We start from the raw sequence: 18,267 nt of genomic DNA, 5'->3' as shown, positions 1-18,267 counted from the left end.
AACTACCCCCAGAAACGGATGTTTTCTTGCCGCTGATCGGCGATCAGCTAACACGCAAGAAGGGTGGAATCCTTCCAGTGAATACCCTACTTCCTATCAATCGCAGCACTCGATATCGTAATAATTATAGGAGAACGAAACAATGAAAAGTACATACTCTTCGATCATGATGGTGTTCTGGTTGATACTGAATTCTGGTATTACAAAGCGGGAGAACGCGCTCTGGCTGACATTGGATTTACCTTGGATAAAGATCAAGACATGACCCAGTCATTGGGCACTTGGTCCCAAGCTAGAGCGGCAAGTATTGATAAACAGACCATCAGCAAGCAGCGTGAGGTCCGCAACGTCTATTATCAGGAATATCTAAGAACAGAAGCCATAGAGATTTTGAAATGAGCTAACTCTCTGGGCAACCTCTTTGGTCTAACATTTCAAATTTGCCGAGCTGACTGGATAGCTAGGTAAACATACTCTTGTCGGTGCCCGTTTAGCGTCGCCTCCTTTGCAATTACCATAACTTTTTTAAGTAAGCATTCTCCGTTCTAAACCGTACATTTCAACTCCAACTTCTTCGAGGCAAGTTTCTGGCGAACCGCTTCGCTCAACTCTTCGGCTGCCTTTTTCCGCCCCCGGCCATCCTGTAAAGCATCTTGTCCCCAATTCTCGTATTTGTTGACCCCTTGGTGCACTTGCTGATACGAGACCTCAAACCGCTCCGCTGTCTTTCGATAGTCATGTTTCGTTATGTTTTATAAGCGGAGTAGGCAGTGATGATGAAAAGCTCCCGGTTGCCGCCGCGGCATCGATACTATTGTTCTGCGCGGAATTTCCACTTCCATCGGTGTAGATACTACTGGGTTTTCGTGGAAGAAGCCAAGACTGCTTCGACGAAGGGGGATCGGAATCGAAGAGCAATTGGATGAGGTATGAAAACCATGTACCACAATAAGGGTTTCGTTCTATGATGCCATGTATTCTCAGCACAAAAGCTACGCTGAGGCCGCTTGGTAAGCACGGCCTTGATCACTCTGAGGTGACATTTTCTCAGAGTATTGATACATTGTTTTCCAAGAGGAATTGACGCCTGAAAGAGCGTATGCTACAATCTCTGGGAATAAGGAAGGGTGTTGAACGTGTTATATATCCGATATGTTAAACTTGTGCGAAAAGTTTGCTCCGTTCAATTGTACACGATGAAGCGTTGTATGGAGCTTAATCAGGGAGGCAGAAAGCTTCCTATTTTCATCGGCTGAATAGTCTTAAAAAAGTGTAGAATCCTACGCTTGTTTAAGTGTGACTATTTTGCTGATGAAAGAAGATAAAGGGCCATCGACAACGTTTTGTCGGTGGCCCTTTTTGCGTGCTTCGATTTCGACGTTTCATGCCAAACGAAATCGGATGAAACACGTCAAGCAGAGGGCCGGCGTCGTCAGTGACGCTATACCCTCTGCTTTTTTATATTTTTTAAGAGAGAGGAATTGTTATGCGCTTACTCAAAGTCGAAAGCTTGTCGCACAACTTTGCGGACAAAAAACTGTATGAAGATGCCTGCTTCGAGTTGTATAAGGGCGAACACATGGGGATTGTTGGACAAAACGGTTCAGGAAAGAGCACGCTGATCAAAATAGTGATAGGGGAAATCGTGCCGGATCAAGGCACGGTCAAAAGGCAGTCCAATATGAAAATCGGTCATCTGGACCAATATGCCGAAATAAACGGTACGTTGACCATTTTGGATTATCTGAAGACGGCGTTTGCGGATTTGTATGAAACGGAAAAGAAGCTGAACCATCTTTATGAGAAAAGCGCCGTTACCGGTGATGAGGCTGTATTGTTGCAGGCAGCAGCGTATCAAGAACAGCTCGAAACCCAAGATTTCTACTCGATCGAAAGCCGGATCGGCAAAATTGCTAGCGGTTTGGGTATCGACGCGATGGGAATGGAGCGCTCCATTCATGAATTGAGCGGTGGGCAGCGGGCAAAAGTAATTCTTGCCAAGCTGCTCGTCGAAAAACCGAATATTTTGTTAATGGATGAGCCAACCAACTTTCTGGATCAAGATCATGTTGAATGGCTGGCCAGCTTCCTGGCCAATTTCGATGGCGCCTTTATTGTCGTTTCTCATGACTATGACTTTCTGGAAAAGATCTCTACTTGCATATGTGACATCGAGTTTGGAACGATCCACAAATATTACGGCAAATATTCGGACTTCCTCCGGCAAAAAGAGCACCTAAGGCAGGATTATGTTCGCCGGTACGAGTCGCAGCAAAAGCAGGTTGAAAAAACGGAGGCGTATATTCGCAAAAATATTGCCGGCGTAAATTCCAAAATCGCCCAAGGTCGCAGAAAGCAGCTCGAAAGGATGGAGCGCTTGACTCCGCCGACTTTTACCCATCGACCATCGATTCGTTTCCGCGAATTGCCGCTGTCAGCTCAAGTTGCCCTTACCGTTCGCGATCTGGAGATTGGATATCATTCATCACTGCTGCCTAAACTGAATTTTTCGGTTGCGGGCGGGGAAAAACTTGTTATTACAAGCTTTAATGGAATCGGCAAGTCTACCTTGCTGAATACGTTGGCCGGACGAATTCCGTCTATTGCCGGTTCTTTTCGTTTTCGGAGCAAGCTGCAATCGGGTATTACGAGCAGGAATTGACATGGGACAACGATGCGTTGACACCGATCCAAGTGATTTCGGAGCCGTTTCCCGATTTGAATACGAAAGAAATACGGAGCCATTTAGCGCTATGTGGGGTAAGGGGAAACCATGCCATGCAGGCCATTGGTACGCTCAGTGGCGGTGAGCAATCGAAAGTGAAATTATGCAGGCCTCTGTTTACTTCATGCAATTTTTTGATTATGGATGAACCGACGAATCACTTGGATGCGGAAACGAAAAAGGCGCTGCAGAACGCTTTGGCATCCTTTTCAGGGAGCGTACTGCTTGTGTCCCATGAGGAGAGCTTTTACAAGGATTGGGCCGACCGCATAGTAAAACTGGAACATGTCTAACGAAAGCTTATTGTCATTTTTTGAAGTCTATTTAGGAGGTTTCTTTCGTGGATCGTGCTATCAGTGATAATTGGAAAAAGAAAATCAGTCTGTTTTTGATCGCCCAAACCGTCTCCTTGTTTGGTTCATCTTTAGTTCAGTACGCCATTATATGGTACATTACGCTTTCGACTTCATCCGGTGCGATGATGACGATTTCCACCCTTTGCGGCTTTCTTCCGCAAATCGCCATATCATTGTTTGCGGGCGTATGGATTGACCGCTTTGATCGAAAGAAAATGATGATGCTGGCGGATGGAACGATTGCTTTCGTAACCTTGATTTTGGCGATCCTGTTTTTGTCGGGTTATACAAGTATCTGGTTGCTTTTTACTGCGTTGCTCATTCGTTCGGCAGGGACTGGAGTACAGACCCCCGCGGTTAACGCGCTGATTCCCCAGCTCGTTCCGAAGGATAAGCTGATGCGGATCAACGGAATATATAGCAGCATCACATCGTTAACGATGTTTCTATCTCCCGCGGCGAGTGCAGCCATTCTTTCGATTTTCAGCATCGAAACGACGTTTTTTATCGATGTGTTCACGGCCGTCATCGGGATCAGCCTGATGTTTGCGATTCAAGTGCCGGCTTACCTCAAGAGCAAACCGCAATCTCAACTGCAAGGCATTCGAGAAGGATTCGGTTATCTAAGAGAAAATGCATATATCCAGCGGCTGCTCGTGTTCTTGGTGATCGTCATGATTTTAATTAGCCCGGCCGCTTTTCTAACCCCTTTAATGGTCAGCCGATCTTTCGGCCCGGAAATGTGGCGACTCTCGGTAAACGAAATGTCATACAGCGCCGGACTCGCTATAGGCGGGATATTGGTAGCATTATGGGGTGGTTTTCGCAATCGTATGAGCACCACGACTCTTGCATGCGCGTTATACGGTCTGCTGATGATCGGTTTAGGTGTTGCCCCCTTATTTTCGCTATACTTGTTGTTAAATTTTTTGATCGGAATCACAGGCCCTTATTTTAATACACCTATAACGGTTTCCTTGCAGGAAAAAGTTGAGCCCTCCATGCATGGTCGGGTATTCAGTCTGATTCAAATTGCGAATTCATGCTCATTGCCCTTAGGTATGGTTTTCTTCGGGCCGTTGGCTGATCGGGTAGCGATCGAAAGCTTGCTCATGTATTCGGGGGTACTACTGCTGATATGTGCTTCTTATAGTTTTTTCCACAAACAGTTAAAGAGCATGAACTAAGAAGCTGACCGAGGTTACAGATATTTTACCGCAACGAGGCGGCTGGGCGGCATCTGCCTTAAGAGTATGCAACAACGAAAGTTCCGGAACCAGGATCATCCTCAGCCGTCACTCCCGTAGCTGCGACGGAGAGATTCAAGTGAAGCTTGCATACTTTTACTCAGGGCGAAGGCTCCATGCTCGTTGAACCGGACTGATTCGTCAGAAGGTATGGCGACGTGCCAACCCGAGCGCGGTTCTATATATTTGTTGCTTGTTAAAATACCATTATATGGAGGCTGTTTATGCTAAAGAACTATGCACAAAAAATTCTGGAAGTTTACCCAAACCTACAAATCAATTCGGTCATCCTCAATGAGAACGGTCAAAACAACACGGTCATTGAGGTCAATCATGAACTCATATTCCGTTTCCCCAAATATCAACAAGGCATTAAAGAGTTACATGAGGAAACGCGGTTATTAAAGTTCATATACAAGTATATTACTCTTGATATACCAAACCCTATTTACCAGAACCTCGAATCGCAGACCGTGGGAGAGGTATTTGTAGGCTATCGTAAGATACCGGGAAAAACTTTCGACATGCAAGCTTTTCACTCTATGGGCCATGAAGATTTATGTGTGATAGCCAACCAGCTGTCACAATTTTTATTGGAGTTGCACAATATTCCTTTGCAAGAAGAGTTCAAGGATCACCTCTATCAACAAAATCAATATAAGTATTGGGAGAATATGTACAAACGCATTCAAGAGAAACTGTTTCGTTATATAAGCAATGAGAATCAAATACGAGTAAGAAAACATTTTGAGGATTTCTTGAATGACAGAATGAACTTTCAATATAAACCAGCAATTGTGCATGGGGATTTTGGCGTGGGAAATATATTGATCGATCTTAAACTTCCGAAAGTTGCAGGCATCATTGATTTCGGTGGATCACATGTAGGTGATCCAGCCGTTGATGCTGCAGCTATAATAAGCGGATACGGAGAAGATTTTTTGAAACAGATGTACGGGTTCTACCCTGGGTTTCAAAGCACTGAATCACGAATGAGGTTTTACCTAGGCACGTTTGCGCTTCAAGAAGCTTTATTTGGTATTGAGAACAATGATGAACAAGCGTTTAAGAACGGGATATTCAATTATCAATGATCGTTCCCTTTTCCTAATGTCGTTTCTGCAAATAATCGCCAACAACCTGAAAGCAACTATTTGTAACCACAACCCAGCGTATTCCTGCTTAAAATCAACTCTATGTCCGATCCATATATTCATACTAAACAATTAGGGGTTTCTTTGGGTGAGATAGCAGTCAAAGAAATTATATTACGTATTGATGAACTGTAAAATAGTGCTACGGAAATGTCTGAGGAAACGGATTCCTTACTTAAGAGTTTTCGCGAAAGAGATCGACTGAATAATTAAGGAGGGTCTTAGTTCTGAGTGTCTTATGAAATAGCAGGCTGTAATCGATGCCATGTTGGATGATGGGACAGATTGGCATTATATGAGCCCGAAACACAAGTTCCAGGTGTATGCCTTCCATCCTAATTGTTCGCTTTTGGTAGAAATTTATATGCAAAACCTGATACCTCCTTACGGTGCTAATAAAGATCCACTTCCATTTCCTCAAGATCGGGTTCAAGTACTACTAGATTTTGATGTTGAAATTATTGGAACGAAGCGGGATCGTCATCGTGTTATCGAGGGGAGAGTCTGGATATGTTAGAAAAAGTGGATGAGGATTTGCTCGCATCCACACGAGCCAGGATCAAAAAAATATATGATGAGCACTCATTGATCGGTTTGCTTAATTCAGGCGGAATCGATTCACGACTTACACTACAGCTCATGATCGAGCATGCACTAAAGTATCCGGATCCATCAAAAAAATATGGGTTATCTCCGCGGATACACTTGCCGAAAATCCTGGGGTCAAAAAAAACATTCATGAATTGCGCGATACGCTTACTGCCAATTTTCCGTGGATCGAATATCGCATTGTTGAGCCACGGGAGGACAATACGCTTTTGGTTTGTATTATAGGCAAAGGTTATCAAGCCCCAAGCATATCCTTCAAATATTGTGTAAGCCGAGAAGTAAAGGCATTAGACGATGCCCAACATGAAGGGACACACGCTAGCACGATAGCGTAATTATTAATAACATCGCAAGGCTTCCGCGTTGAACGGCAGCTAGAACAATACCCACGTACAGACAGCGTGAGTGAAACGCGAGAATAAACTGTGATTAAAGCAGTTTTTTCTTGCGTTTTTTATTTAAACAAAGTTGTGTCGCGTAGTAAAGCAGTTTTGTGTCGGTGAACAGAAAGTACCATTATTTATTCTTCACCAGACTAATTAACAGTAGTTATGAAACTTTCAAACTATTTTGCAACTATATTCAAACCGTTTACAGCCTCCCTTCGTTGCCTATAATAGTACCTGTAAAAATCATGTATGAAATGGAGGGAGAATCATGAAGAAGACCTTGTTCCTATCAGCTCTACTGCTCTTTGTCATTACGGCTGCCGGATTGTCAGCCTATGCAAAAATGGAAAATAATAAGCCTACCTCCCAGGTGATACCAAATTCCAGCCAAAGTGATCATGTCATCCGGGTGTACGGACCGGGCGGACCACTTGGACCGATCAAGGAAGCTGCTGAATGTTTTTCAGCTGAAACGGGAATCAAGGTGGAAGTAACAGCCGGACCAGAGAGCAATTGGATCGGCCAGGCAAAGCAAGATGCAGATATTATTTTCGGTGGCTCCGAGTATATGCTGCAGGACTTCATCTTTAACTACCCCGAAATGATCGACACTAAATCACGAAAAGAACTCTACCCGCGTGCTGCAGGAATATTGGTGAGGAAAGGAAATCCTAAGAAGATTGAAAGCCTGGAGGATTTATCGAAAAATGGAGTAAAAATAATCGATGTAAATGGGGCCGGCCAGCTTGGCCTGTGGGAAGACCTGGCAGGCAGAAAAGGACTGATCGAAGGCATTTCCCAAAATATTAACCTTTCTGTAAAGTCGAGTGCCGAAGCCATTGAACGATGGAAATCGAATTCCAGTCTGGACGCTTGGATTACATATGAATCGTGGTATTACCGGCTCCAGGATGTGACCGACCTGGTCGAACTGCCCGAAGAAGAAAAGCTCTATCGTGGAACGCCGATAGCCCTGACGAAAAACACCGATCAGAAAAAAGAGGCACAGCAATTTATTGATTATTTAAGAAGGGAAGAATCTCACCAAATCTTTCAAAAATGGGGCTGGAAGTAAGGACGAGCCTTAAATCTTAAAAACTGAACTGTAGAATCCATTTTGATCGATCTTTTTTCAAAATGAATTCTTTGAATTTTTCGCAAAAAATGACGCTTAAATCTGCATTTAATAAAAAATGTCGGGTGACAAGGTTGGGTACTGAGTCCGCTCACATTTGCCAAATCGTTTTCAATATTTCAAATAACGATTGGTGTTTTATTTTTATTTCAAGCATAGCATTAAATCTGGTTTTTGAAAATCAGTTTGATTTTTCATTCGGGGAATATTACGCTTTTTACTCTGTTTCAATAAGCTCCTTGGTTTGGCAAATTGCAGGGGTTGTTCTTTTAGGTAAAAGAACATGGGGCTGGATAACCGATTATCTATTTACGTGGGATGTTTGTTATATCAGGGTTGGAGTCTGTGGAGAGTAATGGATAGTGCTCCTTCCATGGAAAGAGTAATTCAAGGGAAATCATTTTCAATTAGTGTGTTTTTAATAATAGTTATACTTCTATTGGTGATGAAAAAGAAGTGGTTATCTCACTCATGAAACACATAATTTTTCTCGCGATAGTCCTTATTTTCATCGTCTCAGCAATTATAATTTCGCCATGGGTAACTGTAAGCTTCGCGGAACATCGAGATGTTACCACGTTTGAGGGACAATGGAAAAACGTACAGGATTGGTGTGGTTTCAATTCCAAAGATTGTGGTGTTAAAGCTTCAGACAAGGATTTTTTTGGTTGGAAGGTGATTATAGAGTATGCATGTGGTTTGTTACCTTCTGATTCACCTGAATATCACAAGCGGAAAGAGCTGTTTATATCATTTTTAGGGACTGTTCATTAAAATAAACATTCCTGTTAGTCCTAAGAAACGGGCTTGCCAAAAGGAAGCGCCTCGGTATGATGGGTTTGTCTACGGGTTCGAAACCCAACACCATCAAGGAGGCGCTCTTAATATGAAGTTTAAGCAATCCGACGCACAAAATCAACGAATTGAACGAATTACCACCTCTCACCTTGTTATAGGAATAGATATGGCAAGGAAACGCATGTCGCACAAGCCACCAACTTCCGAGGAATCGTTCTATCCAATCGGCATCTTTCGTTAAAGAACACAAACGATGGGTTTGAAAATTTAAAGCAGTGGAAGGATGCACTGCAGCGGAAGCACAGATTAAAAAGCCTTATCCATCGGCATGGAACCGACAGGGCACTATTGGAACAACATGGCCAATTGGCTGGTTGAGCTGGGATTAAACGTTATCTTAGTGAATCCAGCGACAACCAAACGAAATAAGGAGAACCGTGATAACTGTCCTTCCAAGAGCGATCCCAAAGATGCCCTTGTTATTGCTGATGTTATCAGCCGTGTTTATTACTACGATTACACACGCCAAGCGGGTGACTTTCAGACGCTGCGCACCATCATGAGTGATCGGGAATTTTGGGTCTCTTGTGGCGTAGGTACCTCCGCTTCCAACGTTCCATCCCAGTCAAACGGTTTTCTACTCCGAATATGCGAAGCATGTTCATCACTAAATCCTTCGACGCGGCTAGATCGTCGCCTTGGGCGACATCGTAAGCGTACGTTAAACGACAACAGCGGCAGGTCTAAGACTTTATTTTAGTCTTGGTCCGCCGCTGCTTCTTTTAACGGAACAAATCTAAAACTTATTTTTCAAAAAGCCGACGATTCTTCAATTCAAAAACCGCGTTAGATCAACGACTCCAGTCTAATACTGTTCTTACGCTGAGTTAGAAGTGTGGCATCCTGTACATACTTCTCACCATTAAGTACCCTCGAGATGGTCGTAACGGAAACGCCGGCTTTTTTGGCAAACTCGTGGGCATCAGCACAGTTTGCGATCTCGGAACGAAATAAAGGCCCGATCCCTAAGTTATTTTGTAGACGGCCGGCCGATCATTCCTCAATAACATGACCACAAAGGAGGAACAATGAACCTGTCTTCATCCGCGCGATTTTCTTCATACAATACTCTCCTTTAAAAAAGGATGTTTGGGGTTATCTCTTAACATTTTATAACACTTCCTCTAAACAGTGTTATTATTCAATAAAGATCAGAATCTAAGGATGGTGTAAAACATGGCGAAACGTATGGTAACATTGCCGGACGGTACGATATTACCTGCTATCGGTCAAGGAACTTGGCTCATTGGTGAAAACCCGTCGAAAAGAAAGCAGGAGATCAGTACTCTTAGACTTGGCGTAGAACTTGGGATGACGGTAATTGACACCGCAGAGATGTACGGTGAAGGCTCAACAGAAGAATTGGTTGGGGATGGCATCAAGGACATTCGAGATCAAGTCTTTTTAATATCTAAGGTGTATCCGCATAACGCTGGTGGGGCTAGTATCACTCGGAGTTGCGAGCAAAGTTTGAAACGGCTGAAGACGGATCGGCTTGACCTTTATCTTCTTCACTGGAGAGGAAGGGTCCCCTTGAGCGAAACTGTTGAAGGTATGGAGCGACTTGTGGAAGCAGGGAAAATCAGGCGATGGGGGGTCTCTAACTTAGATACGGCTGATATGAAGGAGCTATTCGGTATTGCCAAAGGGGGAAACTGTATAATTAATCAGGTTTTGTATCATCTGGGTTCACGAGGTATTGAAGTCGATCTCCTTCCTTGGCAGAAGGCGCATAGCATCCCCATCATGGCGTACTCTCCCTTAGCACAGGCAGGAGCGTTAAGAAGAGAGTTAGTGGATGATCCAGTAGTAAAGGATATTGCAGCACAGCTTTGCATTAGCCCTTTTCAACTCCTTTTGGCATGGTGTATCCAAAATGATGATGTATTAGCCATACCGAAAGCATCCACAGAGGAGCATGTGAGACAAAATGCAGCCGTTAGTGAAATCGACTTTACACAAAATGACTTAAACAGATTGGATGCGGTATTTCCTAAACCATCAAGAAAAGTTCCGCTAGATATTATATAAAAGAGTGTTAGCTTACTTTTGGTAGATGTTAAGATTGACAAGTAGCTTTGGACTGTGGTGGAGCTCGCTTTAGGGGATAATATTAAGCCTTTAACACCGTGTAACCGGTTAGGTCAGGTCCAATGGAATTAACATAATATATATTATGTTAATACAAGAATGTTTTTGCCCAACATTTGGACAGTTGTACATATAACCCGCTTGGGTTTATGAACACTGGGTAGAGAGTCTATTTATTGTTAGTTGTGATATAATATGTAGTAGGGAGGAGGGAACTATGAACTTCGATAAGATTGATCTGCTAAAAAGTGAATTAGATAAATTACGTCCATTACCTTCTGCAGCTGTAAGAAATCTTGAACAAGTTTATCGGGTTGAGTGGACCTACAATTCTAACGCAATTGAAGGTAACACATTAACACTACTTGAAACCAAGTTGGTTCTAGAAGAAGGACTAACCATAGGCGGAAAAAAGCTTCGAGAGCATTTTGAAGTGGTTAACCATTCAGAAGCAATCAATTATGTACAAGATGTTGTAGATAGAAATATTGAATTATCGGAGTATGTAATAAAGTCGATTCACCATCTAGTACTTAAAAACATCGATGATGAAAATGCTGGGCGGTATCGAATGATTAATGTCATGATATCTGGTTCACAACATACCCCTCCAAATTTCGCAGTCCTCTCTGAAAAAATGGAACAGTTGATTTTATGGTATGATGAACACAAAGATAAGCTTCACCCCGTTGAGCTAGCCGCAGAATTTCATTTCCGTTTCGTCTATATCCATCCGTTTTCTGATGGAAACGGACGTACAGCACGACTTTTAATGAATATAATTTTAATGAAGTACGGATTCCCGCCAGCCATTGTAAAAGCAGCAAATGAGGCTAGGTTAAAATATTATGAGACTTTGGAAAAAGCGAGTATTGAAAGTGACATAGTGCCATTCGTGCAATTAATTGCTGAATGTGTTGAAGTTAGTTTACAAAGATACATAGGTGCCGTAAAATAACTTCTATTTTGCTATAGGCCTCAAACCAATAGAATGCCCCTCAACAGTGTATCTATTTTTGCTTATACACTGTTGGGGGCATTTTTCATTTAGGAGGTCACCTCTGGTTTATAAATTAACAAATATGGAAAACGGACAATCGGGAAACAAGATGTGTAAGCAAAAAGATAGGCGATTGAGCCCGTATAGAGAAGGGAAGTCGAGCATTGATTCAGAGTTTGACTAATACCTGGTTCGGATCATAAACGGATGTAGCTCATTGCCGGAATTCCGGTGGCGGTTTCTCCATCAAGGAGCATTCTGGATACGGAGGAAATCATTATCCTACACGACAAATACGAGTAGGCCTTCCTTTTACATGTTTTTTTGACCTTATCTGACCCAGTATTTAATATTCCGGAACTTGGTCTCTGAACGTCCGTCTACCCCGTAAACCCCGTTCTTGAAGTGACGAGTCGCAGGTCCACGGTCATCTACCGTCAGTACCAACTGATCGTCGGCGTATACCTTGATGGTTCCATTATCCGCATCATGGGCAACTTTCAGGTTCCACCAGTTGTCATACACATTGGAATTGATAAGTGCTCCATTCGAATCAAAATATCGTCTCACGGTATTATCGGCATGAGCAACCAGCATAATGTCGGTTGCAGGCGTTCCTGCTGGCCTATCGATTCTCAAAATCTGCATGACAGACGATCCGGCCGATCCGGAGGCAATATAGACATCGGCTTCCCACATATGCTCACCGGTCGAATATTCTTCATTCCATCGCATCTCAGTCCGGGGATCCGTGGTGTTCCCTTGCTGGAACGGTTCGTCCGTGGAATAAATCCACATGGTATGCGTATTGGTAGCTGAATCGAAGCTGTATCGGTCGCTCAAATTAAGATTCCATGGCTTCTGGATGTAATAATCAAACGGTACTTGAGTCCATCCTAATGTCGGAGGATCCTGCTGAGCGATGTCCACGGTGATGGAGATCCGGTCCAGGTCAGGGGCGTAAGCGGATGTTATAAAATCGAATCGTATTATTGCCGCTATTTAGAGATACTGTGGTATTATGTGTGGCCAACGTGTTCCAGTTACCCGAGTTCAGACTGGCCGAAGCTCCGCTGCCGCCATATACGCTCCAGAACAAGCTGCGGGCTTCTCCTGAGACATATCGGATGGCCATGGCTGCATTACCGCTAGATGCCGCGTTTACCGTGATTTCCGCCCAATTGCTGGAGTTGTTTCCGATATTGCGAACGTACTCGCCGCCGGACATGATGCTCTTACTGGCAACCGTAGCGCTGCCATTTAAATCGCCGTCCTCGGCTTCATAATTCGTTGTGACCGGTGCGCCTTCCGCTGTAGTTCCGAATTGGAAAAGAAAGCAGGCAAGAGACAAAATAATGAAAACGTTAACAATTTGTTTTGTAGAGAACCTGATGCGGCTTATTACTGACATCGAAAATCATCCCTAATCAACAGATTATGAATTAAGTGATATTCTAGGATGAAAAACCCCCAAGCCATTGTATCAGGCAGCAGATATAACGCCTCAATTCCCCCCTATCACCCCCATATTTTGTAATCTGATACAAAAATATGTTATTACATATTCCCTCACATTACAAGATGGTTGGATAGGAAATTTCCGGAAATTAAAACTAACTTATAAAAAGAATGACCAAGCCCTTATATCCTTTAACCAACTATTCTTAACTCTTTTTTAAGTGCGTCCTTGAGCACCTGAGAAATATCAAGATGTACCTTTGTTGCTCGATCTCAAGCCAGAGCGTGCTCCTCCATGCGGAACAAATGGAGAACCAGGATCTCATGAGCCATGATCAATGCTTTATCTTTCTGGAAATTTTTTGATAATATTTCTTTTTCTGTTCCGATCCGAGGACGGAAGAATTTCACGAATTCGGTTAAGTTATAACGCTATACTCAATCTTATTGGACAAAAAAGCTCCCCTCCAAGTAGCGGTTATTTCATAACCTATCTACTTTAAGGGGAGCATATCGTACCCATTAAGGCTGCCGGATAGATAACCGGGAGCCTCGTTTTTCGAAATGGCGTTGAACTCGATACGGTAGTCAGGCGAGAGGAATCAACTCAATATCTCCAGGATTGGATAAACAAACAGTATCGGAATCTATTTGAGAAAAGCGAAGACCAAAAGTAACAACTGCTAGCAAGCCGTTTAAACAGCACCTATATTTTCTGGTCGACGATTACACATCGTATAGTCCAATAACGGTTCCTCGAAATTATCGAAAAAGGGGGGGGGGGGGGTGATTTCCCTCGGCCATCAATTGTTACCTCCATAATGACATTTGGAATCTTTGTGAAAATAATTAGAATAGAATGCTTCAAAAGAACATGGTAAAAGTAGAACGAAGGAATATTGAAGTGTGACCAACGAAAGTATTACATGTTAGGCACCAACAGAAGAAGGCGGGGGTTCCGCCTTCTTCTGTTACCAATGCTCTTGATTTTTGAACTATTTACGCTAATAACATTATCTATACCGATAGCCGCATTTAGTTGTTTAGAGGATGCACGTAAGTTAAACTACATAGGCTGAAAATAAGTATTATACGTTAATTGGTTAGTCGTAGTTTTTTTCCATTACTTCATACTGAATTCAATTTATAGGTTGGGCATTTGAAAATTGATCAATTTGCAAGTCCACCGCGTTTATACCTTTTTAACAAATTCAGATTTTAATTTCATAGCTCCAAAACCATCAATATTGCAATCAATATCATGATCACCATCAACCAAACGTATATTTTTTACTTTTGTACCTATTTTTACGACTAATGAACTTCCTTTTACTTTAAGGTCTTTGATTACTGTTACAGAATCACCGTCGTTTAAAACATTTCCATTTGCATCTTTGAAAATCTTTTTGTCTTCGTTATCTTCAGTTTCTATTTCTAAAGTCCACTCATGACCACATTCTGGGCAAACAAAGAGACTTCCATCTTCGTAAGTGTATTCTGAATTACATTTTGGGCAATTTGGTAAATCCAACATAATTTCATTTCCTCCATTTGTTGTTATTATTTCATGCGATGCTTATCTATGATTTCTTCTTTCTTCATTGCTACGCTTTCTACCTTTACGTTTGCTTCCTCAACTCGAAACCCAGTCATGTTTTCCACAGCTTCCCTGACTTTTCCTTGAAGATCCTGGCGTATGTCCTGAATATTTGTGCCATAATTGACGATGACACGTAGGTTGATGGCGGCTTCCGACTCCATAACCTCGACAACCACGCCTTTTTTTGCATTTTTTCCGCTCAGGCGCCTAGTAACTCCCTAGGAAGTGCCGCCTGACATAGAAATGATTCCAGTGTATCTAAGGCTGCGAGCCCATCTATAGTAGATATAACATGGTCGGATATACGTATTAATCCTATAGCGATTTCTCGGTCAAATGGATCACTCCTACATTATTCAATTCGAGCGGTAAGTTTTAAGAGCTTGGTGAAATCTATAAAACTCCTTCGATAATGTTCCTAAATTACTTTTAATAAAAGTCCTTTGATCTGGTCTGTTTTCCCAGTCAAACAGCAAATCCAAATGTTTATCGATGTTTTCTCTTAAATCAATAATGTAACGTTGTTTGGGATGATTTTCAGATAATCTTTTTAAATCTTCTGCAAGTTCGTTACTAAGAAAGCGGAGGTTTCGTTTTCTTAACGTTTTTTGAAGTTCAAAATAATCTGGCGTATAGTCTTCCCGATAATCCCGTCCAGGAACTTGTCTCCAAAATGAATTCCATTCTTCAAGAAGATCTACTTCATAAAGAAAGTACCTGAGAAATCCACATAACCATGCAGTACAGCTCGTGTTACGAATTCTACAGCCAACTTTAAAGGATAAGTTTCTGCAGCCTTTACAGCATGACCCTCCATTAGCTATACAAATTGTACATATTTGGTCTGATCCGACACCTCTTAAGTAATCAAGACCTTGTTCAATAACCATCTGTCTAGTAGTGAGATTTTCTTTATCGGAGCATCTGTTTTCAATCATTATCTTCTTCATCCCATTTGCGTGAGTAAGCTTTCTTTGTTACCCAGAACGTCAAGCCCAATATAATGAAAAGGGCAACAACACCTAAGATGATTGCACCAACCATTCCCCAATACTCCCCTCTTTTTGCATATATATACGTGATGTCATACAGTAAACGATTCATTATTTAATTTAATGTTTTTTATGACTTCTTGAAATTCATTAAAATCTTTGATTAAGTAATTAAGCCTCTTTATCAAATGAGTTTCGATATCTGAATTTTTAGCATATTCAATCTCATCAACAAGTTCGTCCAATTCACTCGCCATTATAATGAAATCAAGATTATCTTTAACTTTATCTTGACTCAACTTGGATTTAAGGTCTTTTGCTAATGCCTCGCCTAGTTCTTTCATAATAGGGACATCAAAATGCATCGTCATTTTAACCAATGGAGGGGTGTAATCCTTTCTAAAATCAATACCAGGCACTTCATCCCAAAATGCATTCCAATCTTTAATCAATCCAGCCTTGTAAAATAATAATTTTAAGTATCCGCATAACCAGGCCGTGCAACTTGTATTTCTGTTCTGACAGCCCACACCGTTTATTAATTGATTACAACCACGACAACAAGAACCACCATTTTGAATGCAGATTTTACAAATACGGTCTGCACCTAGTCCAGCTAAAGTTCGCATGCCATAGTCGATAAGATATTTTCTTGAAGCTACATATATTTCGTTACCAGCGAACATTCAGATCCAATCCTAACCTTATAGTTTTAAATAACAAAATATTTGATTTTTTGAATAATTATAACTTATACTATAATGAAAAGTATTTAAATACGCAAAGGTCTTTTTTAAACTTGCTTCATTGCTTTCTAATTTTTGATATGATATTCCATATATTCGAATTTTCGAACATTTAGGAGAGAACGCTATGTATCAAGAAATACAGCATTTTAAAGCCGATTTTTTCAAAGCGGTAGCACACCCTTTGCGTATTAGAATCCTTGAAGTTTTAGCCGAGGGCGACAAGAAATACAATTGATTTTGTCAAAGGATGATTCTTCTTCCAACCCGGTCACCGTCTTGGTCTCCAAACATTCCTCAAGGATCTGCACCATGAATGCGCTGTACGAGGTCGACGCCAGCGTAAGTCCTTGAATGAAACTAATCTATATTTTCTGCAACCGGTTGTTAGATGTCTTTTAAAGCTGTTGAATTCTGCTGGGCTTGGTTTAATAGCTTACGTAAAAATTCGGATCTATTTTCACCAGCCTGTTCTTCGAGCTAGTCCCAAGATTCTACCTGTAATGTTAATGAAATTTTCTTTGTTACTCCTAACGAAGGTCTTCCCGACGGTCTTCCAGTTGATGTTGTCTGTTTACATGACCAGCAATCTGATCAAGCTCGACCAGAACAAGACAAGACCCTCCGCCGAAGTCGAAGAGATTATCTGCAACCATTTGCCATAGCTTCATCATGAGATCAGCATACTCAGGCCTAATGTTTGTTGTTCTCTTTTTTACCAGCCTGTATTACTATAACAGATTGCGAATGATATTTGCCGGAGCCGTTCTGAAGACAGTGAATGACTTGCCGCCTAATCTGCTATGCCGAGTCGTCCATGAGAAGTTGCCGTATCACGCCTATAGTACTTACCATCCCGGTTACTCGTTACGCGGCAACATAGCAAAGGCAGCCATATTTGATACTGTTGTCGATGCTATTATCAATCGTATAACAACCAAATAATCTGTTCATGTCCAGCGAGCCAAGGAGCGATCCTCGGTTCGCTTTTTTTTGTCTTCTATTCCACTTGAAAGGGGGTGAACAAAATAATTGTGAAAAAAGGATTGCCGGAAGATGTTTTTACCGTTCTGAAGGTTTTGAATGGACACTTCAGTATGGCAGGCGTAACAGCAAGAAAGAATACCTCGGATTCTGCGAACAAAAAGGATACATCTACTCTGTAAAACTGGATGCAGGAAAGCATGTCATTATCGCAATTCGCAGTGGAGAAATCACTGTTCTGATTACTTATACCGTTCAGGCATCCCCGATCTACAGATGAGTGGCAGAATCATCGAAAGCGGCGATTGACGCGATCAGATTAAGAGGGAACATCAGTACACATCATTTCAGTTAGTAGCGTTGTTGTATCGACAGGAGGGTTATTTTTTATTGCCCTGAAGTGGGGGTGAGACTCATGAAGAACATGCAGGAACTGCTGGCCAGAAAAAGCAAATTGACGATAGCAATGCGGATGATTGATCGCAAGGCAAGCTTTGAAACCGAAGAAGGCAGGGTATACGCCCAGACACTGGTCAAGCTGGTCATGATTGAAATGCAGATTGAAGCCCAAGAAAAATGAAAAAATCGCCCGCAAATAGAGACGGAGCGAGCAAGAAAAAAGTGGTGTCATCATCATAATTCAAATCATCTATCACGAAACTGGAGGAGCCGCCGCGGTGTCTTTAAGACTAAACAGCTCTTAATTCTATGACAAGAAGGAACGAATTTGTACAAAACATTAATCCGCTCCGTACATGTCCCTGCATTAAAATTGTTCTAGACAAAAATGGCAAATGCCACCCCTGAAATAAGACCTGGAATACCGAAATTCCTTGAAAAAGGTCAAAAAGCATGAGATTTTTCCGATATTTATCTAGACAAATTAACTGAAGCTTCACATGGAGTTTGCAATTATTGCAGCT

At 42.0% G+C, this 18,267-nt stretch carries 13 protein-coding genes and 4 pseudogenes; 9 read left to right on the top strand and 8 right to left on the bottom strand.

Features of this window, described 5'->3' with window-relative positions; translation table 11 throughout:
- Nucleotides 1–545 precede the first annotated feature (545 nt).
- Nucleotides 546–749: a helix-turn-helix domain-containing protein gene (locus tag ACFQ88_RS23595; RefSeq protein WP_379457958.1), complete on the bottom strand. Its 204-nt coding sequence runs from the start codon at nucleotides 747–749 to the stop codon at nucleotides 546–548.
- Nucleotides 750–1,486: 737 nt separating this feature from the next.
- On the opposite strand from ACFQ88_RS23595, the pseudogene ACFQ88_RS23590 reads away from it, so the two are divergent.
- The 5 genes and pseudogenes from ACFQ88_RS23590 to ACFQ88_RS23570 form a co-directional block, all read left to right on the top strand.
- Nucleotides 1,487–3,018 (top strand): annotated as a pseudogene (locus ACFQ88_RS23590) (ABC-F family ATP-binding cassette domain-containing protein).
- A gap of 47 nt (nucleotides 3,019–3,065) precedes the next feature.
- Nucleotides 3,066–4,268 (top strand): MFS transporter, encoded by a 1,203-nt coding sequence (locus tag ACFQ88_RS23585; RefSeq protein ID WP_379457352.1) that lies wholly within the window; start codon nucleotides 3,066–3,068, stop codon nucleotides 4,266–4,268.
- Between the two features lie 284 nt (nucleotides 4,269–4,552).
- Entirely contained in the window at nucleotides 4,553–5,422 is an 870-nt protein-coding gene (locus ACFQ88_RS23580; RefSeq protein WP_379457350.1) for a phosphotransferase family protein, read from the top strand.
- A gap of 1,326 nt (nucleotides 5,423–6,748) precedes the next feature.
- Nucleotides 6,749–7,555 carry an extracellular solute-binding protein gene (locus ACFQ88_RS23575; RefSeq protein ID WP_379457348.1) on the top strand — a complete coding sequence of 269 codons (807 nt, stop codon included), beginning with the start codon at nucleotides 6,749–6,751 and terminating at the stop codon, nucleotides 7,553–7,555.
- Nucleotides 7,556–8,501: 946 nt separating this feature from the next.
- Nucleotides 8,502–9,008 (top strand): annotated as a pseudogene (locus ACFQ88_RS23570) (IS110 family transposase); the annotation flags it as partial.
- Between the two features lie 251 nt (nucleotides 9,009–9,259).
- Here ACFQ88_RS23570 and ACFQ88_RS23565 read toward each other — a convergent pair.
- A complete protein-coding gene (locus tag ACFQ88_RS23565; RefSeq protein ID WP_379457956.1) occupies nucleotides 9,260–9,412 on the bottom strand; it encodes a LacI family DNA-binding transcriptional regulator in 153 nt (50 codons plus the stop codon).
- Between the two features lie 237 nt (nucleotides 9,413–9,649).
- Here ACFQ88_RS23565 and ACFQ88_RS23560 point away from each other — a divergent pair, with 237 nt between their 5' ends.
- A complete protein-coding gene (locus ACFQ88_RS23560; protein ID WP_379457346.1) occupies nucleotides 9,650–10,504 on the top strand; it encodes an aldo/keto reductase in 855 nt (284 codons plus the stop codon).
- Nucleotides 10,505–10,781: 277 nt separating this feature from the next.
- Nucleotides 10,782–11,522: a Fic family protein gene (locus ACFQ88_RS23555; RefSeq protein WP_379457344.1), complete on the top strand. Its 741-nt coding sequence runs from the start codon at nucleotides 10,782–10,784 to the stop codon at nucleotides 11,520–11,522.
- 372 nt (nucleotides 11,523–11,894) lie between these two features.
- Here the strand turns inward: ACFQ88_RS23555 and ACFQ88_RS23550 are convergent, their stop codons facing one another.
- The 6 genes and pseudogenes from ACFQ88_RS23550 to ACFQ88_RS23525 all read right to left on the bottom strand — a co-directional run bounded on the left by ACFQ88_RS23550 (nucleotide 11,895) and on the right by ACFQ88_RS23525 (nucleotide 16,300).
- Nucleotides 11,895–12,494 carry a polysaccharide lyase family 7 protein gene (locus ACFQ88_RS23550; protein ID WP_379457342.1) on the bottom strand — a complete coding sequence of 200 codons (600 nt, stop codon included), beginning with the start codon at nucleotides 12,492–12,494 and terminating at the stop codon, nucleotides 11,895–11,897.
- Between the two features lie 22 nt (nucleotides 12,495–12,516).
- Nucleotides 12,517–12,975 (bottom strand): carbohydrate-binding protein, encoded by a 459-nt coding sequence (locus ACFQ88_RS23545; protein WP_379457340.1) that lies wholly within the window; start codon nucleotides 12,973–12,975, stop codon nucleotides 12,517–12,519.
- Between the two features lie 1,239 nt (nucleotides 12,976–14,214).
- Complete coding sequence (locus ACFQ88_RS23540; protein WP_379457338.1) at nucleotides 14,215–14,556, bottom strand: zinc ribbon domain-containing protein YjdM; 342 nt, start codon at nucleotides 14,554–14,556, stop codon at nucleotides 14,215–14,217.
- Between the two features lie 26 nt (nucleotides 14,557–14,582).
- Nucleotides 14,583–14,947 (bottom strand): annotated as a pseudogene (locus ACFQ88_RS23535) (Asp23/Gls24 family envelope stress response protein).
- A gap of 31 nt (nucleotides 14,948–14,978) precedes the next feature.
- Nucleotides 14,979–15,560, bottom strand: coding sequence for a hypothetical protein (locus tag ACFQ88_RS23530; protein ID WP_379457336.1), 582 nt, complete (start codon nucleotides 15,558–15,560; stop codon nucleotides 14,979–14,981).
- Nucleotides 15,561–15,706: 146 nt separating this feature from the next.
- On the bottom strand, nucleotides 15,707–16,300 hold the full coding sequence (locus ACFQ88_RS23525; RefSeq protein WP_379457334.1) for a hypothetical protein: 594 nt from the start codon (nucleotides 16,298–16,300) through the stop codon (nucleotides 15,707–15,709).
- Nucleotides 16,301–16,487: 187 nt separating this feature from the next.
- On the opposite strand from ACFQ88_RS23525, the pseudogene ACFQ88_RS23520 reads away from it, so the two are divergent.
- Nucleotides 16,488–16,595, top strand: a pseudogene (locus tag ACFQ88_RS23520) (transcriptional regulator); the annotation flags it as partial.
- Nucleotides 16,596–17,759: 1,164 nt separating this feature from the next.
- Nucleotides 17,760–17,924, top strand: a complete 165-nt coding sequence (locus ACFQ88_RS23515) for a hypothetical protein (protein ID WP_379457332.1) — start codon at nucleotides 17,760–17,762, stop codon at nucleotides 17,922–17,924.
- The last annotated feature ends 343 nt before the right edge of the window (nucleotides 17,925–18,267 follow it).

Origin of the sequence: Paenibacillus sp. NPDC056579 (assembly GCF_042793215.1) — a bacterium.
GTDB lineage: Bacteria > Bacillota > Bacilli > Paenibacillales > NBRC-103111 > Paenibacillus_S.
The sequence above is the reverse complement of the archived record's forward strand: the minus strand, read 5'-3'. Positions and strand labels throughout refer to the sequence as shown.